The sequence below is a fragment of the Kitasatospora sp. NPDC057940 genome, assembly GCF_042887425.1.
Taxonomy (GTDB): domain Bacteria; phylum Actinomycetota; class Actinomycetes; order Streptomycetales; family Streptomycetaceae; genus Kitasatospora.
The window spans coordinates 367672-392784 of sequence record NZ_JBHVPH010000001.1; the positions used below are offsets into that span (position 1 = coordinate 367672).

Genomic DNA, 25113 nt, shown 5'->3' on the forward strand with positions numbered 1-25113 from the left:
GAGCCGGCCGCCGTACTGGCCGGCGTACGACTCCGCAGCGCACTGGTTGTCAGCTGTCACAGGTTGTCAGCTGTCCGAACCACCGTCGGACTTGTCCGCGTCCCCGGACTTCGCCTCGCCGTCGGGCGCGGCCGTGGTCTGGGTGCCCGGCTGGGGCTCCGCGACGGCGACCATGGCGGGGCGGATGATCCGCTCGCCGATGCGGTAGCCGGGCTGGAGGATCTGCACACAGGTGTCCTCGGTGACGTCCGAGGAGTAGCTGTGCATCAGCGCCTCGTGCATGGTCGGGTCGAAGGGCTCGCCCTCCTTGCCGAACTGCTGGAGGCCCAGCTTGGCGACGACCGTCTCCAGGGACTCGGCGACGGACTTGAAGCCGCCGGTGACCTCGCCGTGCTCGCGGGCGCGGCCGATGTCGTCGAGCACCGGGATCAGGGACTCCAGGATGTTGGAGACCGCGATCTCGCGGACCGTCAGCCGGTCGCGCTCGACCCGCTTGCGGTAGTTCTGGTACTCGGCCTGCAGGCGCTGCAGGTCGGCGGTGCGCTCGGCCGACTCCCGCTTGGCAGCGGCGAGTTCGTCGGAGCCCGCACCGGAGCCGGAGTCGGCGGCGCCGGCTGCGGCGGCCTCCTCAGCGGCCTTGATCACAGCCTCGTCGGCGGCGGAGTCGTCGCCGGGCTTGCCGCCCTGCGGCTTGTCCGTCATGCCGCACCGCCCTTGGGCTTCTCGTCGTCCACGATCTCGGCGTCGACGACGTCGTCGTCCTTGGCCTGGGTGGACTCGCCGGCCGGGGCGGCGGCGTCGGCGTTGGCGTACAGCGCCTGGCCGAGCTTCTGCGCGGTGGTGGAGACCTTCTCCGAGGCTTCGCGGATCTTCGCGATGTCCTCGCCCTTCAGGGCCTCCTTGAGCTCGCCGATGGCGGTCTCGACCTCGGTCTTGACGTCGGCGGGGAGCTTGTCGGTGTTGTCCGCGATGAACTTCTCGGTCGAGTAGACGAGCTGCTCGGCGGAGTTGCGGGTCTCGACGGACTCGCGGCGCTTGTGGTCCTCCTCCGCGTACTGCTCGGCCTCGCGCATCATGCGCTCGATGTCGTCCTTCGGCAGCGCGGAGCCGCCGGTGACGGTCATCTTCTGCTCCTTGCCGGTGCCGAGGTCCTTCGCGCCGACGTGCATGATGCCGTTGGCGTCGATGTCGAAGGTGACCTCGATCTGCGGCAGGCCGCGCGGCGCCGGCGGCAGGCCGGTCAGCTCGAACATGCCCAGCTTCTTGTTGTACGCCGCGATCTCGCGCTCGCCCTGGTAGACCTGGATCTGCACCGACGGCTGGTTGTCCTCGGCCGTGGTGAAGATCTCGGAGCGCTTGGTCGGGATCGTGGTGTTGCGCTCGATCAGCTTGGTCATGATGCCGCCCTTGGTCTCGATGCCGAGGGACAGCGGGGTGACGTCGAGCAGCAGGACGTCCTTGACCTCGCCCTTGAGGACACCGGCCTGGAGCGCGGCGCCGATGGCGACGACCTCGTCCGGGTTGACGCCCTTGTTGGCGTCCTTGCCGCCGGTCAGCTCGCGGACGAGCTCGGCGACGGCGGGCATGCGGGTCGAGCCGCCGACCAGGACGACGTGGTCGATCTCGGAGAGCGAGATGCCGGCGTCCTTGATCACGTTGTGGAACGGGACCTTGCAGCGCTCCAGCAGGTCGGAGGTGAGCTGCTGGAACTGGGCGCGGGTGAGCTTCTCGTCCAGGTGCAGCGGGCCCTCGGCGGAGGCCGTGATGTAGGGCAGGTTGATCGAGGTCTCGGAGGACGAGGACAGCTCGATCTTGGCCTTCTCGGCGGCCTCGCGCAGACGCTGCAGGGCCATCTTGTCCTTGGACAGGTCGACGCCGTGGCCGGCCTGGAAGACCTTGACCAGGTGGTCGACGACCTTCTGGTCCCAGTCGTCACCACCGAGGTGGTTGTCACCGTTGGTGGCCTTCACCTCGACGACCCCGTCGCCGATCTCCAGCAGGGAGACGTCGAAGGTGCCGCCGCCGAGGTCGAAGACCAGAATGGTCTGGTCGTCCTTGTCGAGGCCGTAGGCCAGGGCGGCCGCGGTCGGCTCGTTGACGATGCGCAGGACGTTGAGGCCCGCGATCTCACCGGCCTCCTTGGTGGCCTGGCGCTCGGAGTCGGAGAAGTACGCCGGAACGGTGATGACGGCGTCGGTGACGGTCTCACCCAGGTAGGCCTCGGCGTCCCGCTTCAGCTTCTGCAGCACGAAGGCGCTGATCTGCTGCGGGTTGAAGTCCTTGCCGTCCAGGTTGATCTTCCACCCGGTGCCCATGTGGCGCTTGACCGAGCGAATGGTGCGGTCGACGTTGGTGACCGCCTGACGCTTGGCCACCTCGCCGACCAGGACCTCGCCGTTCTTCGCGAAAGCGACGACGGACGGCGTGGTCCGCGCGCCCTCGGCGTTCGTGATGACGGTGGGCTCGCCACCCTCAAGAACGCTGACGACCGAGTTCGTCGTACCGAGGTCGATGCCGACCGCGCGTGCCATCGTAAATACCTCCACGGAAGAGTTGAGCTTTACAGGCTCAAGGATGCATGACCGGGTGGGTGCCGTCAACAGGGATGAGTCGCGGCCGCTCAACTTTGCTGAGCGGTCCCCTTCTCGCGGCCGTGGGGCGTGTGGCGCCACGTGACTGCCGCCATAGCTTGGGAACCTTCTGGAGTACTGGTGGTGGGCGGTAATGTCCGGGCCGTCGGCCCGGCAAGTTACCGACGAGTACAATCCCTTCCACGCAAGACCGTTCAAAGACCGCTCAACAGCAAGCCGCAGGAGACGGAGAGCCGATGCAGCTAGCAGCGATCGTCATCTCGCTGGTCACGTTCGTGATCGGCACCGCGCTCGCCGCCCGTGCGGCGCTGTACATCTACAAAGTGGTACGGACCGGCCAGCCGGACCCCACCCGCTTCGGTCAGCCCGCCCAGCGGGTGAAGACCGTCGCGGTCGAGTTCGTCGGACACACCCGGATGAACCGCTGGGGGATCGTGGGCATCGCCCACTGGTTCGTCGCGGTCGGCTTCTTCAGCCTGGTGCTGACCATCGTCAACGCCTTCGGCCAGCTCTTCGACGCCGAGTTCGCGCTGCCGATCATCGGCCACTGGATGCTCTGGCAGCTCTTCGTCGAGCTCGTCGGCACCCTCACCACGCTGGGCATCGCGACGCTGATCGTGATCCGGCTGCTCAGCCTGCCGTCCCGGTCCGGCCGCAAGTCCCGCTTCGCCGGCTCGATCGCCTGGCAGGCCTTCTACGTCGAGTACACGATCCTCGGCATCGGCCTCTGCATCCTGATGCTGCGCGCCCTGGAGGGCGCCCTCAACGGCGTCGACTCGTACGGGCCCGAGCACCTGGTCTCGTACCCGCTGGTCTCCGCCTTCAGCGGCCTGTCGCACGGCACGCTGGAGAACCTGATCTACCTGTTCGCGATGCTGAAGATCTGCATCTCGTTCGCGTGGGCGACCACCATCGGCATCAACCCCTCGATGGGCGTGGCCTGGCACCGCTTCCTCGGCTTCTTCAACATCTACTTCAAGCGCGAGGAGGACGGCGGCACCGCGCTCGGCGCCCTGCGTCCGATGACCAGCGGCGGTCAGCCGATCGACTTCGAGGACCCGGCCGACGACGCCGTGTTCGGCGTCTCCCAGGTCGAGCACTTCTCCTGGAAGGGCATCCTCGACTTCTCCACCTGCACCGAGTGCGGCCGCTGCCAGTCGCAGTGCCCGGCCTGGAACACCGGCAAGCCGCTCTCGCCGAAGCTGCTGATCATGAGCCTGCGCGAGCACGCCTTCGGCAAGGCGCCCTACCTGCTGGCCGGTGGCGGCAAGGACATGGAGGGCGAGGAGAAGGCCACCGCCGAGCAGCTCAAGGACGTCCCGGCGGCCGCCCTGGCCGAGGCCGAGCGCCCGCTGATCGGCACCGCCGAGGAGAACGGCGTCATCGACCCGGACGTCCTGTGGTCCTGCACCACGTGCGGCGCCTGCGTCGAGCAGTGCCCGGTGGACATCGAGCACATCGACCACATCGTCGACATGCGCCGCTACCAGGTGATGATCGAGTCCTCGTTCCCGACCGAGGCCGGGACGATGCTCAAGAACCTGGAGAACAAGGGCAACCCGTGGGGCATGGCCACCAAGGCCCGCCTGGACTGGGTCAAGGAGCTCAAGAAGGAGACCGGCATCGAGGTGCCGGTGATCGGCGAGGACATCGACCCCGCCGAGGTCGAGTACCTCTACTGGGTCGGCTGCGCCGGCGCCCTGGAGGACCGCGCCAAGAAGACCACCAAGGCCTTCGCCGAGCTGCTGCACACCGCGGGCGTGAAGTTCGCCATCCTCGGCAAGGAGGAGTCCTGCACCGGTGACTCCGCCCGCCGGCTGGGCAACGAGTTCCTCTTCCAGATGCTCGGCGCGCAGAACGTCGAGACGCTGAACGCGGCCCTGGAGGACGCGCCGGTCAAGCGGATCGTCGCCACCTGCCCGCACTGCTTCAACACCATCGCCAACGAGTACCCGCAGCTGGGCGGCCACTTCGAGGTCATCCACCACACCCAGCTGCTGCAGCACCTGATCGACGAGGGCAAGCTCGTCCCGGTCAACCCGGTCGAGGGCCTGATCACCTACCACGACCCCTGCTACCTGGGCCGCCACAACAAGGTCTACAGCCCGCCGCGCGAGATCATGGACAAGGTCCCCGGTCTGCGCCAGCAGGAGATGCACCGGCACAAGGAGCGCGGCTTCTGCTGCGGCGCCGGCGGTGCCCGGATGTGGATGGAGGAGCGCATCGGCAAGCGGATCAACACCGAGCGCGTGGACGAGGCGCTGTCTCTCAACCCGGACATCGTCTCCACCGCCTGCCCGTTCTGCCTGGTGATGCTGTCCGACTCGGTCAACGGCAAGAAGAACGAGGGCGCCGCCAAGGAGCACCTGAAGGTGGTCGACGTCGCCCAGCTGCTGCTCGACTCGGTGAAGGCGACCCCGCCGGCCGCCGCCGAGGAGCCTGCGACGGTGGACGCGTAGCGTCCTCTGTTCGACAGTTCTGCTACAACTGCCCGGCCCGGTGGTCGCCGCGAGAGCGCCCGCCGGGCCGGGCTTTCGGGGTGCCGGGACGGGCCGGACCGGGGGCGGATCCGGGGCGGGACTCGTAGGGGAGTGGTGCCAATCGCACGGCCGCCTGAGTGTCCGCCCGTTGGGAGGAAATACAGTAGGCGGCAGACCGGCCTCGCGCCGGTCGACCCGTTCCGGACGGCCGGACGGGTCCAGACCACCGACGGAGGTATCGGCCCGCCGGGCCGGGCCGCAGAGCACAAGGGGAACAGCGCAGACCATGACCGAGGCGATCATGCTGGTCGGTGGTAAGGGCACGCGACTGCGTCCGCTGACCACCCACACCCCCAAGCCCATGCTGCCGGTGGCGGGCGTCCCCTTCATCGCCCACCAGCTGGCCCGCGCGGCCGCCGCCGGCGTCACCCGCGTCGTGCTGGCCACCTCGTACCTGGCCGAGGTCTTCGAGGACCACTTCCAGGACGGCACCCCGTACGGCATCGAGCTGGTCTACCTGACCGAACGCGAGCCGCTGGGCACCGGCGGCGCGATCCGCAACGCGGCGTCCGGGCTGACCTGCGGCCCCGACGAACCCGTGCTGGTCTTCAACGGCGACATCCTCTCCGGCGTCGACATCGCCGGCCTGCGCGACGGCCACGTGGCCGCCGGGGCCGACGTCACCCTGCACCTCACCCGGGTCGAGGACCCGCGCGCCTTCGGCCTCGTCCCGACCGACGAGAGCGGGCGGGTGCTGGAGTTCCTGGAGAAGCCGGAGACGCCCGAGCAGATCGTCACCGACCAGATCAACGCGGGCTGCTACGTCTTCACCCGGTCCGTCATCGACCGCATCCCGGCCGGCCGCGAGGTGTCCGTCGAACGCGAGACCTTCCCCGAGCTGCTGGCCACCGGCGCGCTGCTGCGCGGCGTCGTCGACACCTCGTACTGGCTCGACCTCGGCACCCCGGCCGCGTTCGTCCGCGGCTCGGCCGACCTGGTGCTCGGCAAGGTCGACTCCCCGGCCGTCCCCGGCCCGACCGGCGACGCCCTGCTGCTGCCCGGCGCCACCGTCCACCCCGGCGCGGTGCTCAGCGGCGGCACCGTGGTCTCCGCGAACGCGGTGGTCGAGGCCGGCGCGATCGTCGAGGGCAGCGTGATCCTGCCGGGCGCGGTGGTCGGCCCGGAGACCCTGGTCAAGGACTCCATCGTGGGCGCCTTCGCCACCGTCGGCGCCCGCTCGGCGCTGGACGGCGCGGTGATCGGCGACGGCGCGATCGTCGAGTCCGACAACGAGCTGCCGAACGGCATCCGGATCGCCTGCGGCACCCTGCTGCCGGTCGGCGCGGTCCGCACCTCGGCCGGCCCGGGCGGCTGCCCGGCCGGCACCACCGCGGCCGCCGCGGTGCACGGGCCCTCGGTCAGCGCGCAGCGGTAGGACCCCGGGCCGGGCCGGCAGTGGCGTCGCCGGTGGCGTCGGTGGCGTCCTCGGCGGCGGGATTTCGGCCTCGTTCGTCTCAGGCTCGCTGCAAACCGGCCCCGGCTCCGTCCAGGCCCCACGCGGATTGGGCCGGACGGGTACCGTCAGAGCGTGGCTGGTAATCGATACGACAGCGGGCAGGGCGCCGACCCCCACGGCAGGTGGGCGCCCCCTCCGCCGCCGGCGGGGCCCGGGGGGCACGGGCAGACGGACGGGCCGGAGTACTTCACGACCTCGCACCGGAGCGTGGCCGACGGCCCCGACGGCACGCCCGGAGGCCCCGGCGCCCCGGGCCCGCAGGGCGGCTACGACCCGTACGCCGCCGACCGGCCCGGCGGCACCCGGGCCTTCCCGACCGGTGACCCGTACGCGCAGGAGCCGCCCCACCAGGGGTACTACGACCAGGGCCAGTACCCCGGGCACCCCGGACCGGCCGGGCACCCCGGCTACCCCGGGTACTCCGGGTACCCGCAGGAGGGGTACGGCGCCGAGGGCTACGACCAGGGCTACGACCAGGGCGGACACCCGCAGGGCGACGGCTACGGCCAGGACGGCTACGGGCCGCAGCAGCAGCCGCCGTACGGCCAGGACAACGTCACCGTCTACCGGGCCGGCGGCCAGTCCGCCCCGCACGTCGCCGGGCCCCGCCCGCACTGGCGCGAACTGCTCATCGGCATCTTCCGCGCCCCCACCGCGACCTTCGACCGCGCCCGCGACCACCAGGTCTGGCTGCCCGCCCTCACCGTCTCGATGCTGTACGGCGCGCTCGCGGTGCTCGGCATCGGCCTGACCCACGACGACATCGTCGACTCGACCTTCACCGTCGCGCTGACCGGCATCGCCGCCGCCGCGATCGGCTTCGCCGTGGCCGGAGCGGTCTTCGGCGGCGTCACCTACGCGCTGGCCCGCCAACTCGGCGGGGACGGCCCGTGGAAGTCGACGGTCGGCCTGGCCGCGCTGATCGGCTGGCTGACGGACACGCCCCGGCTGCTGCTCGACCTGGTGCTGCCCTCGGGCAGCGCGGTCGTCCAGGTCGCCGGCTGGGCCACCTGGGCGTTCTGCGCGTACCTGCTGACCAGCATGGTCCGGCGGGTGCACGACCTGCCCTGGGGCAAGGCGGCCGCCGCCTCGGCGGTGCAACTGCTCGCGCTGCTGGTGCTGATCAAGCTGCCGACCCTGGGCTGACGGCCGGAGGGCACAATGGTGGACGGATCCCGGTCGGGCCGGGGCCGTCCACTTCCTCTTCACCCCATTACTCCCTCACCCATTACTCCCTCACCCGTTCCACGTCACACGTCACCGGAGCCAGGAATGACCCTCCCCACCACGCACGTCAGCTTCCCGGCCGGGGCGGTGACCGGCGAGTCGACGGTGATCGCGGTGCACCCGCTGGGGGACGGCCGGCACGCCGTCGTGACCGGGGCCACCCCGTTCCACCCGCTCGACCACACCTGGCCCGACCAGCCCGCGGACCTCGGCACCCTCACCGTCGACGGCACCGAGCTGGCCGTCGTCGACTGCCTCACCGGCGCCGTCGGCCCGGACGGCGGAACGCCGCTGGCCGGCGCCGACATCCCGGTCCGGCGCGGCGACGAGGAGTGGTCCTGGCTGGTCCTGCACGTCGTCGACACCGACCCCGGCGACCTCGTCGGCCGCACCGCCGTCCTCGCCGTCGACGCCGACCGCCGGGCCGCCCTCAGCGCCTCGCACAGCGGCTGCCACCTGCTCGCCCTCGCCCTCAACGAGGCCCTCGCGCCGCGCTGGCGCAAGGACCCGGGCCGCTCCGACGCCCTCGGCCACCCCGACTTCGACAGCCTCGCGATGGCCACCTCGGTGATGGACACCGAAGCCAGCACCGACACCTACCGGCTCGGCAAGTCGCTGAAGAAGAAGGGCTTCACGGCGGACGCCACCGACGAGCTCCCCGCCCTCGCCGACGCCCTGCCCGCCCTCACCGAGGCCGTCAACACCCGGCTCGCCGCCTGGGTCGCCGCCGACGCCCCGGTCCGCATCGAGGTCCCCGGCCCCGAGCTCACCGCCCGCCGCCAGTGGCACTGCGAGCTGCCCGAGGGCGGCGCGCAGATCTTCTGCGGCGGCACCCACCTGCACCACCTCGGCGAACTCGCCGAACTCCGCACCGAACTGCGGCTCTCCGAGGACGGCACCGAACTGGTCGCCGTCACCCGCCCCAAGCGGGCCTGAGCCCCCGGGAAACGCGACGGGCGGCCGCCCCTCGTCCGTCATCGGCGAGGGTCGGCCGCCCGTACTGCGTGCGCTCCGCCCGGATCAGACGTCGGTGCGGTGGAAGTTCAGGAACGAACGGGACGGCGTCGGGCCGCGCTGGCCCTGGTAGCGCGAGCCGTACCGCTCCGAGCCGTACGGGTGCTCCGACGGCGAGGAGAGCCGGAACAGGCAGAGCTGCCCGATCTTCATCCCCGGGTACAGCTTGATCGGCAGCGTCGCGACGTTCGACAGCTCCAGCGTCACGTGACCGTTGAAACCGGGGTCGATGAAGCCGGCCGTCGAGTGCGTCAGCAGGCCCAGCCGGCCCAGGCTCGACTTGCCCTCCAGCCGGGACGCCACGTCGTCGGGCAGCGAGATGACCTCGTACGTCGAGGCCAGCACGAACTCGCCCGGGTGCAGGATGAACGCGTCGTCGCCCTCGGGCTCCACCAGCCGGGTCAGGTCCGGCTGCTCCTCGGAGGGGTCGATGTGCGGGTAGCGGTGGTTCTCGAACACGCGGAAGAAGCGGTCGAGGCGCACGTCGATGCTCGACGGCTGGATCATCGCCGGGTCGAACGGGTCGACGACGACCCGGCCCAGGTCGATTTCGGTCCGGATGTCCTTGTCAGAGAGCAGCACGCTTCGAGGTTACGTGCACGACAGGGCCCCGGACGAATCCGCCCGGGGCCCGTTCCGTCCTCGCGTCGACCGTCAGGCCAGGAACTCCGCGGCCTCCAGCCGCAGCGCCCGGTCCAGTTGCGGCGCCGACAGCTCCCGCACGTCGGCCAGCACCGAACTCCTCAGCCGCCCGCACTGCGGACAGCGGATCAGCCGCCCGGGCCCGAGCCGGCCCGGCCCGAGGTTCTGCATCGGGAACGTGGTGGTGCTGAACAGGTGCCCCTCGGCACAACGAACGACGGCGCGCTGCTCCATCGATCCCCTTCCCATCCCTAACCCAGTACTCACCCGTACTCATCGCGCCCCACGGGACCTCGCCCCGGGACAGCGTCACATTAGGGGATGCTCCGGACATTCCACACCGTGGCTCGCCGCCCCGGACCCACCCGCCGGAGCACTCGTACGCGGCCCACACAGTACGCCCCCCGCCCACCCCCGCCCGCCCCACTACTCCCCGGGCGGGCCGTGCAACCACAGTCGCGAATGGGGTACAGTGACACTGGATTGAGCGGTCTCTGACGGCTCATCAGGCGGGCGTAGTTTAATGGTAGAACATGAGCTTCCCAAGCTTAGAGCGCGAGTTCGATTCTCGTCGCCCGCTCCATACCGAGAGCCGCAGGTCATCTGACCTGCGGCTCTCGTGTTGTCCGGACCACTTCGGGGCCGCCGTGCCGGGTCCGTGCTCGCGGGGGTCGGCCGTAGTTCGATGGGGTTCGCACTGTTGTTTCCGTCGCTCGCGGTCACGCATGGTGGATCAATCGGATACGGGCTGCCCGCGGCCCTGTTGTCTCATGGGGTTGGGTGGGCGGGGGTTGCCTGGCAGGGGAGGACGCGGATGATCAGGGTTCTGTTGGCCGAGGACATGGCCATGGTGCGCAGTGCGCTGATGGCACTCCTCGCGTACGAGGACGATCTGGAGGTCGTCGCGGACGTCGAGCGCGGTGACCTGGTGGTGCCGACGGCGTTGCGGGTCCGGCCGGACGTGGCGGTGCTCGACATCGACATGCCAGGTCTGGACGGGCTCCGGGCCGCGGCCGAGTTGCACGACAAGCTCCCGACGTGCGGGACGCTCATCCTGACCGGGCTGGCGAGACCCGCGCATCTGCGCAGTGCGATGTCCGTTCACGTGCTCGGGTTCCTCGGCAAGGACGCCCCGGCCGAGGAACTGGCCGCGGCGATCAGGAAGGTGGCCGCCGGCGAGCGCGCCGTCGACCCGGAGCTGGCCCTCGCCGCCCTGGGGGCGCGCGAGAACCCGCTGACGCCCAGGGAGTTGGACACCCTGCGGCTGGCCGCGGAAGGTGCCTCCGTCGCGGAGATCGCCGCCCGGCTGTTCATTTCGGCGGGAACCGCGCGCAACCACCTGGCCGCCGCGGTGACCAAGGCCGGGGGACGCAGCCGGGTGGACGCCATTCGGATCGCCGAGGAGATGGGCTGGCTCTCCGCCGGCCCTCGCCCCTCGTAGGGCCCCGGACGCAGGGGTCGAACCATCGGAAGTCCGGAAAGCCGGACCGGAAGTTTTCTTCGTCGAATTCCGAAGGCCGGCGTTCGGTTGTTCCGCACAAGTGTGGTCCCGGTATTCGGGCGGCCTTTTGGCTGCGATGAATTCCATGGAGCGCCCCATGCGATTCGCATGGATGTGTCCATGGGTTGTCCACGTCTGGACCTTCCCGGCCGGGCGGTCCAGCAGACGGAGTGGCCGGTTGACCTGGGGAGGAGCCTCCGGGGCCGCCGTCCGGGCGCTGTCCGGACGCCGTCGGAGGTCCCGGGCGGGCGATGTGGATCTGGCTAGGCTCGCGGTGGACGAGGGCAGGGCGCCACATCGAGGAGGGGATTCCCGTTTTCTCGCGGACTGCGGATCCCAGCGATCCGGAACAGGCCCGTTCCACTGCGGAGCCGGACCTGGCGGTGCGGCTCGACGGGGTGAGCAAGGTGTACGGGCGCGGGGCGGGGGCCGTGCACGCCTTGCGGGAGGTGTCGATGGAATTCCGGCGGGGCGGGTTCACCGCGGTGATGGGGCCCTCGGGGTCCGGGAAGAGTACGTTCCTGCACTGTGCCGCAGGGCTCGACCGACCGACCTCCGGGCAGGTCCGGCTGGCCGGCGTGGAGTTGGGGGCGCTCGGCGACACCGAGCTGACCGTCCTGCGCCGGCAGCGGATCGGCTTCGTCTTCCAGTCCTTCAACCTCCTGCCCTCCCTGACGGTCGAGCAGAACGTCACGCTGCCGCTGCGACTGGCCCGGCGCCGGGCGGACCGGGCCTGGCTGGGGGAGGTCCTCGACCGGACCGGCCTCGCCGACCGGGTGCGGCACCTGCCCACCCAGCTGTCGGGCGGCCAGCAGCAGCGGGTGGCGATCGCCCGGGCCCTGGTGACGCGACCCGAGGTCGTCTTCGCGGACGAGCCCACGGGCGCCCTGGACAGCACCACCGGTACGGAGGTCCTGCGGCTGCTGCGGCACGTCGTCGACGGCCTGGGGCAGACCGTGATCATGGTGACGCACGACCCGGTCGCCGCCTCCCACGCGGACCAGGTGTTCTTCCTGGCGGACGGCTCCTTCGCCGAGGCACTCGCCAACCCCTCGCCCGAGCAGGTCGCGGACCGGATGACCCACCTGGGAAGGCGCTGAACGGCATGCTCCTCCTGGCCTGGCAGACGGTGCGCGCCCGCAAGGCGGGCTTCGCCGGTGCTTTCACCGCACTGTCGTTCGCCCTCGTCCTGACCGCCGCGTGCGGTGTCCTGCTGGAGTCCGCCCTGCGTGCGGGCACCCCCACCGAACGCTACGCGGCGGCCCCGGTCGTGATCAGCGGCTCGACCCGGATGGCCGACGTCGACCCGCTGATCGGGAAGCTGGCCGCACTGCCCGGCGCCGGGACCGTCGCCCCGGAGGTCTCCTTCCCCGCCGCCGTGATCACCGGATCGGGGCAGGTCCTCTCCGGCCCGCAGGGCGGCGCGTCCCTCGGGCACTCCTGGACCAGCGCCGTCCTCGCCCCCTTCCGCCTGGCCTCCGGCCGCCCGCCGACCGGCCCCGACGAGGTGGTCCTCGACGAGGCGACGGGCGCCCGCGGCGGGCTCAGGACCGGCGACACCGTGCGGCTGGCCACCACCACCGCCCCCCGCGCCTACACGGTGTCCGGACTGGCGTCACCCCCAAGGGAGTTGGCCCGCCAGTCCGCCCTCTTCTTCAGCCCCGACCAGGCGGCCCGGCTCGCGGGCACCACCAAGGGCGCGGACGCGATCGGCATCACGGCACGGGACGGAGCCGACCCGCAGGCGTTGGCCGCGCAGGTCGAGCAGGTCCTTGCCACGGCCTTCCCGGCCACCGGGACGGCGCTCTGGTACGGGCCCGAGGTGAGCACCGGCGACCAGCGGGGCGAGCGGGAGTTCTCGGACACACCCGGGCCCGGCGACGGCCTGGCCTCGCTCGCCGGCACCGTCGGCGTGCTGTCCCTGTTCATCTCGGTGTTCGTGGTGGCGGGAGCGCTCGCGCTCACCGTCCAGCAACGCCTGCGGGAGATGGCCCTGTTGCGGGCCGTGGGTGCCACGTCGGGACAGGTGCGGCGGATGATCGCGATGGAGACGCTGGTCCTGAGCCTCGGCGCCGCGCTGGTCGGATGCCCGGTCGGGGTCGGCGTCGCCTCGCTGCTCCGCGGCGTACTCGTCGACCGCGGTGTGGTCCGCTCCGACGTCCCGCTCCACGTCGGGCCCACCGCACTGCTGACCGTCGTCGGCGTGGCCGTCGGCACCGCGCAACTCGCCGTGTGGGCCTCCGCGCGCCGGGCGTCCCGGGTCGAACCGACCCGGGCCCTGCGCGAGTCCGCTGCGCCCGCGCCGCGGATCGGCCGGGTGCGGGCGGTGCTCGGGGCCGGGACGCTCGCCGGGTGCGCCGTGGTGCTGGCGTCCTCCACGGGCAGCCGGAGCGGGGCGGGCACGGCCGAGAGCATGGTCCTGCTGCTCCTCCTGGGGGTGGCGCTGCTCGGACCGGTGATCGGGCGGGTCGCCAGTGTGGTGATCGGTGGACCGGTGGGCAGGCTCTTCCCCGTGGCGGGGTTCCTCGCGTCCGCGGCCCTGCGCGCCCAGCCCCGCCGCTTCGCCGCCGCCGTCACCCCGCTGGTGCTGGCGGTGGCCTTCACCGGCACGGTGCTGTTCGTCCCCGGCGTCAAGGCCCAGGCCGCCGGGGTCGAGGACGGCCGAAGGCTGCGAGCCGACCACGTGGTCCAGGCCGACGGCGTCGGGCTCCCGCCGGACTTCGCCGCTGCGGCCCGCCGACTTCCCGGCGTCGAAGCGGTCAGCGGGGTCGTACCCGCCATGACCATGGTCTCCGACGCATCGGCCGGCACCGTCGGCTCGCGGGGCGTCAGCGCCCAGGTGGTCGATTCCGCCGACCTGTCCGAGCTGCTTGATCCCGGGGTCACCGCGGGCTCGCTGGACCAACTGCGCGGGGACGGCGTCGCGTTGGGGCAGCGCTCGGCCTCAGGACTCGGCGCGGGCGTCGGCACCAGGCTCCGGATCGGCTGGACGGACGGCAGCGAGAGCACCGCCACGGTGGTCGCCGTCTACGACCGCGACCTGGGGTTCGCCGACGCCCTCATGCCCACCGAGTTCGCCGCCGCGCACACACCGAACCCCCTCGCGCCGACGGTCCTGGTCCGCTCCGCCCCCGACGCCGACCCGCAGCAGGTCGGCCGGGAGCTCCAAGGCCTCACCGCCGCCTACCCCATGGCCCGTACGAGCGACCGGGCCGCGTACGACGACGCCCGCAGGCACCGGCAGGAGTCGGCCACGGCCGTCGGCCGGCTGCTCCTCGGCATGATCAGCCTGTTCACCGCCATCGCCGTCGTCAACACCCTGGTGATGGCCACGACCGAGCGGTTGCGCGAGTTCGCCCTGCTGCGCCTGGTGGGCACCACCCGCCGTCAGATCCTGCGGATGATGGCCTGGGAGGGGGGCATCACGGTCGGCGTGGCCCTCGCCCTCGGCGCCGCCGTCACCGCCGCCGTCCTGGTGCCCGTCAGCCTCGCGCTCACCGGCTCGGCCTGGCCGTCCGTATCCGCGACCTGGGCGGCCGCGGTGCTGGGCGGGGCGGCTCTGCTGGGTCTGGGCACCGTGCTGCTGACCACCCGGCTGGCGCTGCGCAGGGAGCCGGTCGAGGCCATGGGACTCCGGGAGTAGCGGGCGCCATGCGGTCGTGGCCGTCGCCGCCGGGCTGACCGCGCGGCCACGACCGCACGGTCAGCCGGCCCTGGACGTCGTCCTGGTCTGCGGGGCCGCGATGACCGCCGAGAGGTGGAACCAGCCGGTCTCGCCCTCCTCCGCGGTCAGCCGTCCCCCGACGGCGAGCAACCGCTCCGTGAGGTTGCCGATGCCCCGGCCGCCGCCCGGCTCCGCCGGGACGCCCTCCGCCAGGACGCCGTCGTTGGACACCACCAGGCTCACGTCGCCGAGTTCGCCCCTGACGGCCCGGATCTCGCAGCGCCGTGCCGCGCTGTGCCGCAGCATGTTGGTGACGGCCTCGCGCGCCACCGTCGCCAGTACGGCGTCGTGCTCGGGCGGCAGGGTGCCGTAGGCCAGGTCGACCTCCACGCTGATGCCGGCCGCCCGCAACGCCGAGGCGGCGAAGCGGGTTTCGCGTGCCAACGACATCTGGAGATCGCCGCTGGAGATCCAACGGGTGTCGGACATCGCCTGCCTCACCATCGTCAGCACCTCGTAGATCTCCGCCCGGGCGCGCGGCGGGTCCTCCAGTACGGTCCGCTCGGCGATCTGGCACTTCAGTGCTGCCACGGAGAGGCTGTAGCCGAGCAGGTCGTGCAGGTCCCGCGAGAAGCGCAGCCGCTCCTGGTCCACGGCGCGCTCCGCCAGCTCGGTGCGAGCCGCCCTCAACTCCGCTGTCATGTCGGCCAGTCGGGCCACGCCGTAGACGACGATCCCGCCCGCGGCCGTGGAGACGCTCGCGTTGAGGCACTGCCCGGCGTTGTCGCCCAGCGCCGCGTAGACCGGGTACTGGCCCGCCACCAGCAGGGTGAAGAGGATCCAGGACCTGGGCGCGGCGACGGTCAGCAGCACCGATCCGGCGAACGACCCGGGAAGGCCGACCCACGCCCCGTCGAAGACCAGGAACGGCAGGTAGGTGATCACTCCGTGGGCGAGCAGGCTCCACGGCCACCACGGCCGCCACGGCCGCCTGTGGCGCCACGGGCCGGCGTGCAGGAGCTGGAAGCCGAGCAGGACCAGGAGGACCATGACGGCGGCCAGTTGGTACGGGAGGCCGTCGCGGTTGCGGACGGTGGCCACGACCGAGGCGGTGAAGAACCCGAGGGCCACCATGACCACGATGCCCTTGGCGAGACGGGACCGGGGATCCCTCGGGGGTGGCTGTTCGTCCGACGACTCCGAGTAGCGATCGTCGCCCCGTCGGTACGCGTCGTGACCCAATGAGAGCTCCCGAAAAGCGACTTGACCCGCCATGGGCGCATGTGAGGACCGTCGCCCACCTCAAGGCCCCCCGTGCTTCCGACCGTGAGCATAGTTCCCGTCGGAAACTCACCGTCAACGTTCGTCCCCGGCCTACGAATCCGAGATTCACTGCCGGTTGCTCCTGCCAACTCGCCCTGGACTTGGCGATGATCGGCTCCCGGCGGACCGGGCGGCGGCTCGTACAGGTGGTGCGGCGGTCGAATACGGGTCCGGGCGGGGGCTTCACTCGATGGGGGGAAGCGTGGCGGCGGGGTCCGCTATGCCCTGATTCCCGGACGTGCGTGGGCGGTGTGCTCGGGTGGGATGGGCGTCCCGATCGACTGGAGCCGCTGAGCATGGGCCTGTTCCGACGCTCCGGGAAGGCGGCTCGGACCGCCCCGGAGCGCACCGATACCGCCGACACCGCCGCGGTCGCCCCGGCCGGGGCGGTCAACGGCCATCAGGTGCTGGAGACGGTCGTCGCCCTGCCCATCAGCACCTGGCGCTACCTGTGGGAGCCCGAGCAGGTGCGGCACATCGGACCGATGGCCCAGGACTGGCACGCCTCCTTCGACTTCCACCACGAGAACACCCGCGTGATCCCCGTCGTCGACGCCAACGGCATCGCCCTGGTCTGCATCCAGGCCCTGAGCCGGCGCATCGACGAACTCGCCGCCGAGGTCCAGCGCCTGAGCGAACCGCGGGATGCGGGGGACAAGCGGGATGCGGGGGGCGCGGGAGGGGCGTGCGGGAGTGGTGCGGAAGAGGGTGTGGGAACGGTAAGAGGCGGAACTGTCCGTCCACGTCCACCGTCCAAGGAGTGACGGAATCCCGGCCCGGTCCGAACGCCGGGCGGAGCGTGGAGGGGACCAGTGCAGCCAGGTGGTGCCGAACTGAACGTCGGATGCCCGGGTGGAAGCCGAGGCGGTGCGCCGGTCGTGCCACCCGCCCGGTGGCCCGGCCCGACGCCGGCGGTCGATCAGCTCGACGCTGCCGAGCGCTGCGAGACACTGCTGCAGGACACCCTGGACGCCGTCCGGCCGGCGCCGGTCTGGCAGGGGGCGGCGCCCAGGGCGGGCGCGCGGCTGCCGCTGCCGGGGCGGGACCCGGACCTGCGCTGGTACGTCACCCGGGGGCGGGACATCCTCACCATCGTCTCGGCCGTCCGGCGGGCGGCACTGGTGGACGCGGTCGAGCGGCACTGGCGGCAGCGCGGCTGGACGATCACTTCGCTGAACGCCGGCCGGAGTCGCCCCGGAGTCGCCGCCGCCACTCTGGATGGTTATCAACTGGCTCTGACATTCGGCGAGTTGGGCGAGGCAGGACTGACCGCGAGCTCGCCCGGCGTGGCCCGCTCGGAGCGGCTGCCGTCGCTGCAGGGCGCCGGCGGTCGCGGCCCGGCGCCGCTGCCGAACGTGTGCTGCCCGTACTGGAGCGCGATGGCCTAGCCGGGCCCTGTCCGGCTGCGGGAGAACCGGGAACCGGAAGAACCGGGGAGCCGGAAGGCGCTGGGGCGGCAGAGGGTCGTGGACGCAGGGGAGGCGCGGAGCGAGTCCCCCCGGACTCGCTCCGCACCGCCTCGTTGCGCGGCTTCGCGTTGCCGCTCCCCCCGACTCCCCGGCAGCCTCGCCGTTCCCCCCTGGCAGCACCCTCCGGCGAGAGCGGTACACAGGCCCCGGCGAGCCCCCACCCCCGGGGACGTCGTGGTCTCACGCTAACAAACCGCGTGGTTGGTTTGTCAATAGTGAGATCCACGAAAAATCCACAAACGTGATGGTCGGTCCGGAAGGTCCCGCCAAGCGCTGGACCAGCGGGTTGAGGCCAGGCAGGACGCCCGGCGACCCTTCGGTGGGCGCACGACGGGCTCCGGCACGGGAAGCGAGCCGGGCGGCCGGCCGTGCTGGAATCCGACATTCCGAGCATCATGGCAGCACGCAGTGACACCGCGCGAGCGCTGAGCGCAGCGGGTGCGTCCGAGGGTGCTCCGGCAGGCTGATGCGGAGTGAGTTCACCGGTGGGCCGGGCCGGCCGTAGGTGAGGGCCGGTCAGCGCAGCAGTCGGCGCTCCTTGGCCACGGCCACCGCGCCGGACCGGGTGTCGACCCCCAACTTGTCGTAGATCCGGCCGAGATGGGTCTTCACGGTGGCCTCGCTGATGAACAGCGCCCGGGCGATCTCCCGGTTGCCCAGCCCCTGCCCCAGCTGCGCGAGGATGTCCTGCTCGCGTTCGGTGAGCTGCGGTGCGGGCGTCCGCATCTGTGCCATCACCCGGGAGGCGACCGGCGGCGAGAGCACCGTACGGCCCCGCGCGGCGGCGTGCACGGCGGCGAACAACTCCTCCGGCCGCTCGGCCTTCAGCAGGTAGCCGGTGGCGCCCGCGCCGATCGCCCGGGTGATGTCGGCGTCGGTGTCGTACGTGGTGAGCACGAGCACGTGCGGGCCGCCCGGGGCGGCGGTGATCCGCCGGGTGGCCTCCACCCCGTCGATGCCGTCGCCGAGTTGGAGGTCCATCAGCACCACCTGCGGTGCCAGCCCGGCGGCCAGCGCGACCGCCTCCTCCCCGGTGCTCGCCTCGCCGACCACCTCGATGTCGCCCGCGCTGGCGAGCAGCGCCAGCAGGCCGGCCCGGACCACCGCGTGGTCGTCGCAGACCAGCAGCCGGACGGGGGAGGGTCCGGTTCGTTCGCTCATCGGTGCTCCAGGGGGATCGCGGCGGAGACGACGGTGCCCTCGCCGGGGGTGCTCTCCACGGTCAGCGTGCCACCGAACTGCCGCAGCCGGGCGCGCATCGCGGGCAGCCCGTACCCGCGGCCGCCGGCCGCCCCGACCGCGCCCGGATCGAAGCCCCGCCCGTCGTCGGCGACGTCCAGGACGGCCTGGTCGCCGAGGTAGGACAGGGTGATCGCCGCAGCCGACGCACCGGCGTGCTCCCGGACGTTGGCCAGCGCGCCCTGGGCGATCCGCAGCAGCGCGGACTGCGCGGCGGCGGGCAGCGGGACGGGCGTGCCGTCCAGGTGGAAGCGGACCGGCAGACCGCTCTCGGCGGCCTCCCGTCCGGCGAGCGCGCGCAGCGCCTGGTCGAGCGGACGGCCGTCGGCGAGTTCGGCCGGTGCGAGGTCGTGGACGAAGCGGCGGGCCTCGGCCAGGTTGCGGGCCGCCACCTCGGCGGCGGTCCGGACGTGGGTGCGGGCGGTCGTCGGCTCGGTGTCCCAGGTGCGCTCGGCGGCCTGCAACAGCATCTGCTGGCTGGACAGCCCCTGGGCCAGGGTGTCGTGGATCTCCATGGCGAGCCGCTCGCGCTCCGCGTGGGTGCCCTCCCGCCGTTCGGTGGCGGCGAGTTCGCGTCGGGTGCGGACCAGGTCGGCGATCAGGGCGCGCTGCCGGGCGTCCTGCCGGTCCATGAAGAGGAACACGCCGGTGGCGAGCGCGGCCACCGCGAACGGCAGCAGGACGAGGGTGGCGTCCGCCCCGCCGGCCAGCCGGAGTTCGGCGATCACCACCAGCAGCGTCAGGGCCGCCACGAGCGGGATCGCCGCCCGCGCGGGGAGCGTGCGCAGCGCGGTGTAGATCAGCGGGACGGCGCACCAGGCGAAGCTCGGCGCGAGCAGCACCAGCACCGCCCAGAGCGCGACCACCAGGGCCAGCGGCCACCGGCGCCGCCGCGGAACCCGGTTGCCGGGCGCGGCTTCAGTCCCAGCTCCAGGCACGGGCGCGGGTGGCGGGTGGCGGTGCGCGAGCCAGGAGCCGGCCGGCTGGGCGAGGGCGAGGGCGATGCTCAGCCCGATCACCCAGGGGATCCGGGGGTTGCCGGGGTGGTGGGTGAGGTAGCGGCTGAGCGAGGCGGCGAGCAGCAGCAGGAAGGCGGAGTCGAGCAGCACCGCCAGGCGGCCCGCGTCCGGGTCGCCGGCGTCGTGACCGGCGGCGGGGCGGGGCTGCTGCACGGGTGGCTCCTGGCTGGACGGGCGATCGGCACCTGGGCGCCCCGGCGGGCGATCGGCATCCGGACGGGCACCGGCCGCCTCGACCGCGTGCCCGGCGTGCCCGGCGGGCTCGGTGCGCCCGGCGCACCGACCTGCACCGATCCCTCGATGGTGGCCCGTTCGGCCCGGTCCCGCATCAGCCGATCGGTTGACGGGGTTGTCCTCCATCATGCCCGCGCGGTCGCGCCGGAGCGTCGATGTGGCGGGCCCCGCCCCGGCCGGAGGATCGGGGTGGAGCCGGGCGGACCCCCTGCCGCCCGGCGGCCCCGATCCCGTTCGCCGATCCGCTGAGGAGCTGGACCATGAAGAAGATCTCCGTGCGCACCCGGGTGCTGACCGGCACCCTCGCCGCCGCCGCGCTCGCCGCCACCGTGGGCGCCGTCTCGGCCAGCGCCGAGACCTCCGAGACCCCGGCCGCGCCGGCCGCGGTGAAGGTCGACACCCAGAACAGGAACCTCGCCCAGAGCACCGGCCTGACCATCGACGCCGCAACCCGCGCCGCCCAGGCCACCCTGGACGCGGCGGCCAAGGCGGGGCAGCACGTCTCGGTCGCGGTCGTCGACCGGGACGGCGTCACCCGGGTGCTGCTCAAGGGCGACGGCGCCGGCCCGCAGTCCCCGGAGTCGGCGCAGCGCAAGGCGTTCACGGCGGTCTCCTGGAACGCGCCGACCTCGGAGCTGACCAAGCGACTGGCCCAGGCCCCGACCCTCAAGGACATCCCGGGCACGCTGTTCCTGGCCGGCGGCGCCCCGGTGCAGTCCAAGGGCGCCCCGGTCGCGGCGATCGGTGTCGCGGGCGCGCCGAGCGGAGACCTGGACGAGCAGTTCGCGCAGGCGGGTGTCGCCGCACTGGCGAAGTGACCCCCCGGCCGGTTGCCCGTCCCCTGATGCGCGGGGCGGGCCGACCGGCCAGGATGTGCGGTATGCCGACGATGACCGATGACCAGTGGCGGGCGTTCCTCTCCGAGGGCACCCGCACCGCCAAGCTCGCCACCACCCGGGCCGACGGCCGCCCGCACGTCGCGCCGGTCTGGTTCCTGCTGGACGGCGACGAGCTCGTCTTCAACACCGGTGCGGGCACCGTCAAGGGCCGCACCCTGGCCCGCGACGGCCGGGTGATGATCTGCGTGGACGACGACCGGCCGCCCTTCGCGTACGTCCTCGTGCAGGGCACCGCCCGGCTGAGCGAGGACCTGGCCGAGGTGCGCGCCTGGGCCACCCGGATCGCCGCCCGGTACATGGGGGAGGACGTCGCGGAGCAGTACGGGGCCCGGAACGGCGTGCCGGGGGAACTGCTCGTTCGGGTGAAGATCGAGAAGGTCTCCGCAGAACACGGGGTGGCCCTCTGAAAAGCCGGTGCCGCTGTCAGTGGTGCATGGCAGGCTTCCCGGTATGACGGCGTGGACCCTCAACGACATCGAACGTGCGATCCGCTCCTCCTGGGGTGTCGACACCTGTGCGCCCGAGGATCTGGCCCACTGGCGTCCCGACAATCCCGCCCGCGGCCAGTGCGGGGTGACGGCGATGGTGGTGCACGACCTGCTCGGCGGCGAGCTGATGATGGGCGAGGTGCACGTCGGCGGGATCCGGACGGATCTGCACTGGTGGAACCGCTTCGCCACCGGCATCGAGATCGACCTCACCCGCGAGCAGTTCGGGCCGGACGAACTGGTCAGCCCCGGCCGTCCGGTCGCCCGCCCGGCCCGCCCCGGCCGGCTCCAGGCCCAGTACGAGCTGCTGAGCCACCGGGTGGTCACCGAACTGGAGCGCGGCCGCGTCCGGCTGCCGGAGCGCGCCTGCGCGTGAGTCCGTCCAGTGCGCCGGAGACCACCGTCTCCTGACGTACAGTCATCCGCAGTGCGGCGACAGTGACGGTGACGGCGACGGGAGTGCGTGATGGCCGGGGCGACGATCGGCTTCGTGGGGCTGGGTGCGATGGGGCGGGGCATGGCCGGCAGCCTGCTGCGGGCCGGCCACGCCGTCCGGGTCTGGAACCGCTCGCCCGAGCCGGTGGCCGCCCTGGTGGCCGAGGGCGCCGAGGCGGCCGGCACGCTCGCCGAGGTGTACGCCGCCGACACCGTGGTCTCCATGCTCGCCAACGACGAGGCGGTCGAAGGGCTGCTGCTCGACCCCGCCCTGCTCGCGGGCGCCGCGACGACCCTGCACGTCAACATGGCCAGCATCTCCGTCGGGCTCGCCGAGCGCGCCGAGGCGCTGCACACCGAGCACGGCATCGGCTACCTGGCCGCCCCGGTCCTCGGCCGTCCGCCGGTCGCGGCGGCCGGCCGGTTGAACATCCTGACCGCCGGCGCGCCGGAGCTGCTGGCCCGCGCGGAGCCGCTGTTCGCCGCGATGGGGGAGCGCACCTGGCACTTCGGTGCGAGCCCGCGACAGGCCAACACCGCCAAGATCAGCACCAACTTCCTGCTGGCCTGCGCGATCGAGTCGATGGCCGAGGCGTGCAGCCTGGCCGAGGCCCACGGCGTCCGGCCGACCGACCTGGTCGAGATGTTCTCCGGCACGCTGTTCCCGGGGCCGGTCTACTCCGGCTACGGCGCGATGGTGGCCGAACGCCGCTACGAGCCGGCCGGGTTCAGGCTGCCGCTGGGCCTCAAGGACGTCGGCCTGGCCCTGGAGGCCGGGGCCGCGCGGAACGTCCCGCTCCCGTTCGGCAGCATCCTGCGGGACGCCTTCCTGGACGCGCTGGCCCACGGTGACGCGGACAAGGACTGGGCGGCGGTCGCGGCCGTCGCCCGGCGCCGGGCCGGCCTGCCCGCCTGAGCGGACTCCCGGGCGAACTCCCGCGCGCCGGAGGCGGAATAACCGGGGTGCGGGGGGTGCTCGCACCTCCATCCGCACCACCGACCGGGGGAGTTCCGATGGCAGACCAGCCGACGGGCGCCGAGGCGCCGCGCACCTTCCTGTTCCTCGACGCCAGTGCGCGCGCCGGCGGCAACTCCGAGCAACTCGCCCGGCTGGCCGCCGAGGCGAGCCTGCCGGCCGGGTCGGAGCAGCGCTGGCTGCGGCTGAGCGAGCACCCGCTGCCGCCCTTCGAGGACCTGCGGCACGTCGGGGGCGGCCGCTACCCCGAGCCGGTCGGTCACGAACGGACTTTGCTGGACGCCACGTTGGCGGCCACCGACCTGGTCTTCGTCGCACCGCTGTACTGGTACTCGCTGCCGACCAGCGCGAAGCTCTACCTCGACCACTGGTCGTCCTGGCTCCGGCAGCCCGGGGCGGACTTCCGCGCCCGGATGCGCGGCGGCACCGTCTGGGGCGTCACCGCCCTCGCCACCGAGGACGACAAGGCCGAACCGCTGATCGGCACGCTCCGGCTGACGGCCGAGTACATGGGGATGCGCTGGGGCGGCGCGCTGCTCGGCAACGGCACCCGCCCCGGGGACGTGCTGCGCGACGAGCGGGCGCTGATCGCGGCCAAGTCCTTCTTCGCGGGCTGAGTCCGCGCGCCCGTTCCGGCGGGCGCTCACCCGGACGTTCACCCGGACGTTCACCCGGACGTTCACGCGGGCGTTCGCGTGGACGTCCACAGGGCGTTCGCGCCGGCGCGCACAAGGCGTTGGCGCCGACCCTCACAGGACATTCACCCGGGCATTCGCCGGACGTTCACACGACCGATCGCTTCACGCCACACGAGGCGGTGCGATACGGTCCCCCGGGCGTGTACCCGTCACTCTCCGGTCATCTTTCGGCAAAGCGCAAAAGCCTTACCACTGGACGGAATTGGGCGATTCGGGCACTCCCGTCCCGTGAGCGGTCCCCAGCGTGACACCCGCCTTCCGGAGTGGCCGGATCCTTCGGTAATCTCCGTCGGACTTTCAAGCTTCGCGAGGGGTCAGAGGCGTCCACGGCCGCCCGCCCCGCCGCGCCCCGGGCCTCGCCCGGACTCTTCCGTGAGGTCTCCCTTGTCCATACGTCGCAGTCTTGCCCTTGCCGGCGTCGCCGCGCTCGCGTCCTCGCTCGTGCTGTCCGGCGCCCAGGGCGCCATGGCCGTCGGCACCACCGGTTCCCCGTCCGCCGCCGCCCAGGCGGCCGGCAAGGCCTCCCACCAGAGCCTCGACCTCTCGGTGAACGGCGTGCCCGGCACCTTCATCGCCGGCGGCGACGCCCGCGACTTCACCTTCAAGATCGACAACTCGACGAAGCACGACTTCCTCTTCCTCCCGCTGCTCAAGTTCAAGAACAAGGCGGGCTCGCTCAAGGCGAAGGACCTCAAGGTCCAGTACCAGCTGCCCGGTGGCCAGTGGCAGACCGGTTCGGTCGCCGCCGACGGCGGCGAGGACAAGGACAAGTCCGTCCTCACCCTGCTCGGCGCCCTCGGCCAGGACGGCAACCCCACCGACGACGACCTGCTCGTCGTGAACCGCGGCAAGAGCTTCTCGATCAAGGTCCGGGTCTCCTTCACCTCGGAGGCGCCGCTCGGCCGGGCCGGCGTCGTCCCGGTGGTGTTCTCCGCCGAGCTCGACGACGAGACCCACGCACCGGTCGACGGGGGCCACCTCAGCTGCGACGGCGTCCGCGGTGCGGGCTTCGTGATCAAGGCGGGCGGCGGCGGCAAGCCGAGCCCGACCATCAGCCCGACCCACACCGGCAAGCCCAGCCCGACCGCGAGCACCTCGCCGACGGCCTCCCACTCGCCGACCGCCTCCACCTCGCCGACGGCCTCCCACTCCGCGACCGCGAGCACGTCGCCGACCGCCTCCGCCTCGGCCACCCCCTCCACCTCGGCCACCCCGAGCGCCGAGCCGACCACGCCGTCGCCCTCGGTCCCGCCGACCACCCCGACCACGGGCGCGCCGTCCGGCTCCGCCTCCGCGTCGACCTCCGCCCCGGCCCCGGCCGACGGCAACGGCGACACCGCCGGCCCGATCGACTTCCCGGTGGCCGTCCCGACCCTCACCCCGCCGCCGCTCACCCCGGCCGCCGTCACCAAGGCCAAGGCCGCCGCCGACAACGGCGACAAGGCCCTGGCCCAGACCGGTGGCGGTGACGACACCACCGCCATCGCCGCGGCCGGCGGCGCCGTGCTGCTCGCCGGTGTCGGCACCCTCGTGGTGCTGCGCCGCCGCAAGTCGGCCCAGCAGGGCTGACCGCGGCCGCAAGGCACGCTCCAGCCGCTGCACCGAGGCGGCACCCGCCTGACAGCCGCCCGCGCCGCCCGGCCGTCCGTTCGACGGACCTCCGGGCGGCGCGGGCGGGACACCTCCGTCACATAGGAT

The 25113-nt window shown here is 72.6% G+C and carries 21 protein-coding genes, 1 tRNA gene and 1 pseudogene; 16 read left to right on the forward strand and 7 right to left on the reverse strand.

The genetic code is table 11. From position 1 onward, the window contains the following. Nucleotides 1–66: 66 nt before the first annotated feature. The gene (gene grpE / locus ACFVTF_RS01685) at nucleotides 67–702 is read right to left on the reverse strand and encodes a nucleotide exchange factor GrpE (protein WP_350876575.1); all 636 of its coding nucleotides are present in this window, start codon (nucleotides 700–702) and stop codon (nucleotides 67–69) included. Beyond that, entirely contained in the window at nucleotides 699–2531 is a 1833-nt protein-coding gene (dnaK, locus tag ACFVTF_RS01690; RefSeq protein ID WP_371517938.1) for a molecular chaperone DnaK, read from the reverse strand. The genes grpE and dnaK overlap by 4 nt, the downstream gene beginning before the upstream one ends. Before the next feature lie 296 nt (nucleotides 2532–2827). Here dnaK and ACFVTF_RS01695 point away from each other — a divergent pair, with 296 nt between their 5' ends. The 4 genes and pseudogenes from ACFVTF_RS01695 to ACFVTF_RS01710 all read left to right on the forward strand — a co-directional run bounded on the left by ACFVTF_RS01695 (nucleotide 2828) and on the right by ACFVTF_RS01710 (nucleotide 8750). After that, entirely contained in the window at nucleotides 2828–5050 is a 2223-nt protein-coding gene (locus tag ACFVTF_RS01695; protein WP_387807718.1) for a (Fe-S)-binding protein, read from the forward strand. A gap of 307 nt (nucleotides 5051–5357) precedes the next feature. Continuing rightward, a pseudogene (locus ACFVTF_RS01700) lies at nucleotides 5358–6431 on the forward strand (sugar phosphate nucleotidyltransferase); the annotation flags it as partial. A gap of 228 nt (nucleotides 6432–6659) precedes the next feature. Then, nucleotides 6660–7733 carry a Yip1 family protein gene (locus tag ACFVTF_RS01705; RefSeq protein ID WP_387807721.1) on the forward strand — a complete coding sequence of 358 codons (1074 nt, stop codon included), beginning with the start codon at nucleotides 6660–6662 and terminating at the stop codon, nucleotides 7731–7733. A 126-nt stretch (nucleotides 7734–7859) separates the two neighbouring features. Then, nucleotides 7860–8750 carry a metal-dependent hydrolase gene (locus tag ACFVTF_RS01710; RefSeq protein ID WP_363368345.1) on the forward strand — a complete coding sequence of 297 codons (891 nt, stop codon included), beginning with the start codon at nucleotides 7860–7862 and terminating at the stop codon, nucleotides 8748–8750. A gap of 84 nt (nucleotides 8751–8834) precedes the next feature. On the opposite strand, the gene dcd is transcribed toward ACFVTF_RS01710, so the two are convergent. Continuing rightward, nucleotides 8835–9410, reverse strand: a complete 576-nt coding sequence (gene dcd, locus ACFVTF_RS01715) for a dCTP deaminase (protein WP_363579803.1) — start codon at nucleotides 9408–9410, stop codon at nucleotides 8835–8837. 72 nt (nucleotides 9411–9482) lie between these two features. Further along, on the reverse strand, nucleotides 9483–9704 hold the full coding sequence (locus ACFVTF_RS01720; RefSeq protein ID WP_079135746.1) for a hypothetical protein: 222 nt from the start codon (nucleotides 9702–9704) through the stop codon (nucleotides 9483–9485). Between the two features lie 275 nt (nucleotides 9705–9979). Here ACFVTF_RS01720 and ACFVTF_RS01725 point away from each other — a divergent pair. The 4 genes from ACFVTF_RS01725 to ACFVTF_RS01740 all read left to right on the forward strand — a co-directional run bounded on the left by ACFVTF_RS01725 (nucleotide 9980) and on the right by ACFVTF_RS01740 (nucleotide 14614). Then, nucleotides 9980–10053 (forward strand) — tRNA-Gly (locus ACFVTF_RS01725). A 231-nt stretch (nucleotides 10054–10284) separates the two neighbouring features. After that, complete coding sequence (locus ACFVTF_RS01730) at nucleotides 10285–10911, forward strand: DNA-binding response regulator (protein WP_371517942.1); 627 nt, start codon at nucleotides 10285–10287, stop codon at nucleotides 10909–10911. A gap of 311 nt (nucleotides 10912–11222) precedes the next feature. Then, complete coding sequence (locus ACFVTF_RS01735) at nucleotides 11223–12071, forward strand: ABC transporter ATP-binding protein (protein ID WP_387807725.1); 849 nt, start codon at nucleotides 11223–11225, stop codon at nucleotides 12069–12071. A gap of 5 nt (nucleotides 12072–12076) precedes the next feature. After that, nucleotides 12077–14614 carry an ABC transporter permease gene (locus tag ACFVTF_RS01740; protein WP_387807728.1) on the forward strand — a complete coding sequence of 846 codons (2538 nt, stop codon included), beginning with the start codon at nucleotides 12077–12079 and terminating at the stop codon, nucleotides 14612–14614. Between the two features lie 60 nt (nucleotides 14615–14674). Here ACFVTF_RS01740 and ACFVTF_RS01745 read toward each other — a convergent pair whose 3' ends face one another. Next, nucleotides 14675–15769 (reverse strand): sensor histidine kinase, encoded by a 1095-nt coding sequence (locus tag ACFVTF_RS01745; protein WP_387807730.1) that lies wholly within the window; start codon nucleotides 15767–15769, stop codon nucleotides 14675–14677. A gap of 485 nt (nucleotides 15770–16254) precedes the next feature. Between ACFVTF_RS01745 and ACFVTF_RS01750 the strand changes: the two genes are divergently transcribed. Both ACFVTF_RS01750 and ACFVTF_RS01755 read left to right on the forward strand, forming a co-directional pair. After that, nucleotides 16255–16722 (forward strand): tail fiber domain-containing protein, encoded by a 468-nt coding sequence (locus ACFVTF_RS01750; protein ID WP_387807732.1) that lies wholly within the window; start codon nucleotides 16255–16257, stop codon nucleotides 16720–16722. 114 nt (nucleotides 16723–16836) lie between these two features. Then, complete coding sequence (locus tag ACFVTF_RS01755; protein WP_371517947.1) at nucleotides 16837–17346, forward strand: hypothetical protein; 510 nt, start codon at nucleotides 16837–16839, stop codon at nucleotides 17344–17346. A gap of 597 nt (nucleotides 17347–17943) precedes the next feature. On the opposite strand, the gene ACFVTF_RS01760 is transcribed toward ACFVTF_RS01755, so the two are convergent. Beyond that, on the reverse strand, nucleotides 17944–18588 hold the full coding sequence (locus ACFVTF_RS01760; RefSeq protein ID WP_387807734.1) for a response regulator: 645 nt from the start codon (nucleotides 18586–18588) through the stop codon (nucleotides 17944–17946). Further along, complete coding sequence (locus ACFVTF_RS01765) at nucleotides 18585–19838, reverse strand: sensor histidine kinase (RefSeq protein WP_387807736.1); 1254 nt, start codon at nucleotides 19836–19838, stop codon at nucleotides 18585–18587. Before ACFVTF_RS01765 ends, ACFVTF_RS01760 begins: the two co-directional genes overlap by 4 nt. A gap of 341 nt (nucleotides 19839–20179) precedes the next feature. Here ACFVTF_RS01765 and ACFVTF_RS01770 point away from each other — a divergent pair, with 341 nt between their 5' ends. From ACFVTF_RS01770 to ACFVTF_RS01795, 6 genes are all read left to right on the forward strand, one after another. Next, on the forward strand, nucleotides 20180–20737 hold the full coding sequence (locus ACFVTF_RS01770) for a heme-binding protein (protein WP_387807739.1): 558 nt from the start codon (nucleotides 20180–20182) through the stop codon (nucleotides 20735–20737). 71 nt (nucleotides 20738–20808) lie between these two features. Then, the gene (locus ACFVTF_RS01775; protein ID WP_107453052.1) at nucleotides 20809–21225 is read left to right on the forward strand and encodes a PPOX class F420-dependent oxidoreductase; all 417 of its coding nucleotides are present in this window, start codon (nucleotides 20809–20811) and stop codon (nucleotides 21223–21225) included. A 43-nt stretch (nucleotides 21226–21268) separates the two neighbouring features. Further along, nucleotides 21269–21682 carry a hypothetical protein gene (locus ACFVTF_RS01780; protein ID WP_063348559.1) on the forward strand — a complete coding sequence of 138 codons (414 nt, stop codon included), beginning with the start codon at nucleotides 21269–21271 and terminating at the stop codon, nucleotides 21680–21682. Between the two features lie 90 nt (nucleotides 21683–21772). Continuing rightward, nucleotides 21773–22657 carry an NAD(P)-dependent oxidoreductase gene (locus tag ACFVTF_RS01785; protein WP_387807742.1) on the forward strand — a complete coding sequence of 295 codons (885 nt, stop codon included), beginning with the start codon at nucleotides 21773–21775 and terminating at the stop codon, nucleotides 22655–22657. A gap of 98 nt (nucleotides 22658–22755) precedes the next feature. After that, on the forward strand, nucleotides 22756–23334 hold the full coding sequence (locus ACFVTF_RS01790) for a flavodoxin family protein (protein WP_387807745.1): 579 nt from the start codon (nucleotides 22756–22758) through the stop codon (nucleotides 23332–23334). Between the two features lie 465 nt (nucleotides 23335–23799). Next, the gene (locus tag ACFVTF_RS01795) at nucleotides 23800–24984 is read left to right on the forward strand and encodes an LPXTG cell wall anchor domain-containing protein (protein ID WP_387807748.1); all 1185 of its coding nucleotides are present in this window, start codon (nucleotides 23800–23802) and stop codon (nucleotides 24982–24984) included. Nucleotides 24985–25113: the final 129 nt, after the last annotated feature.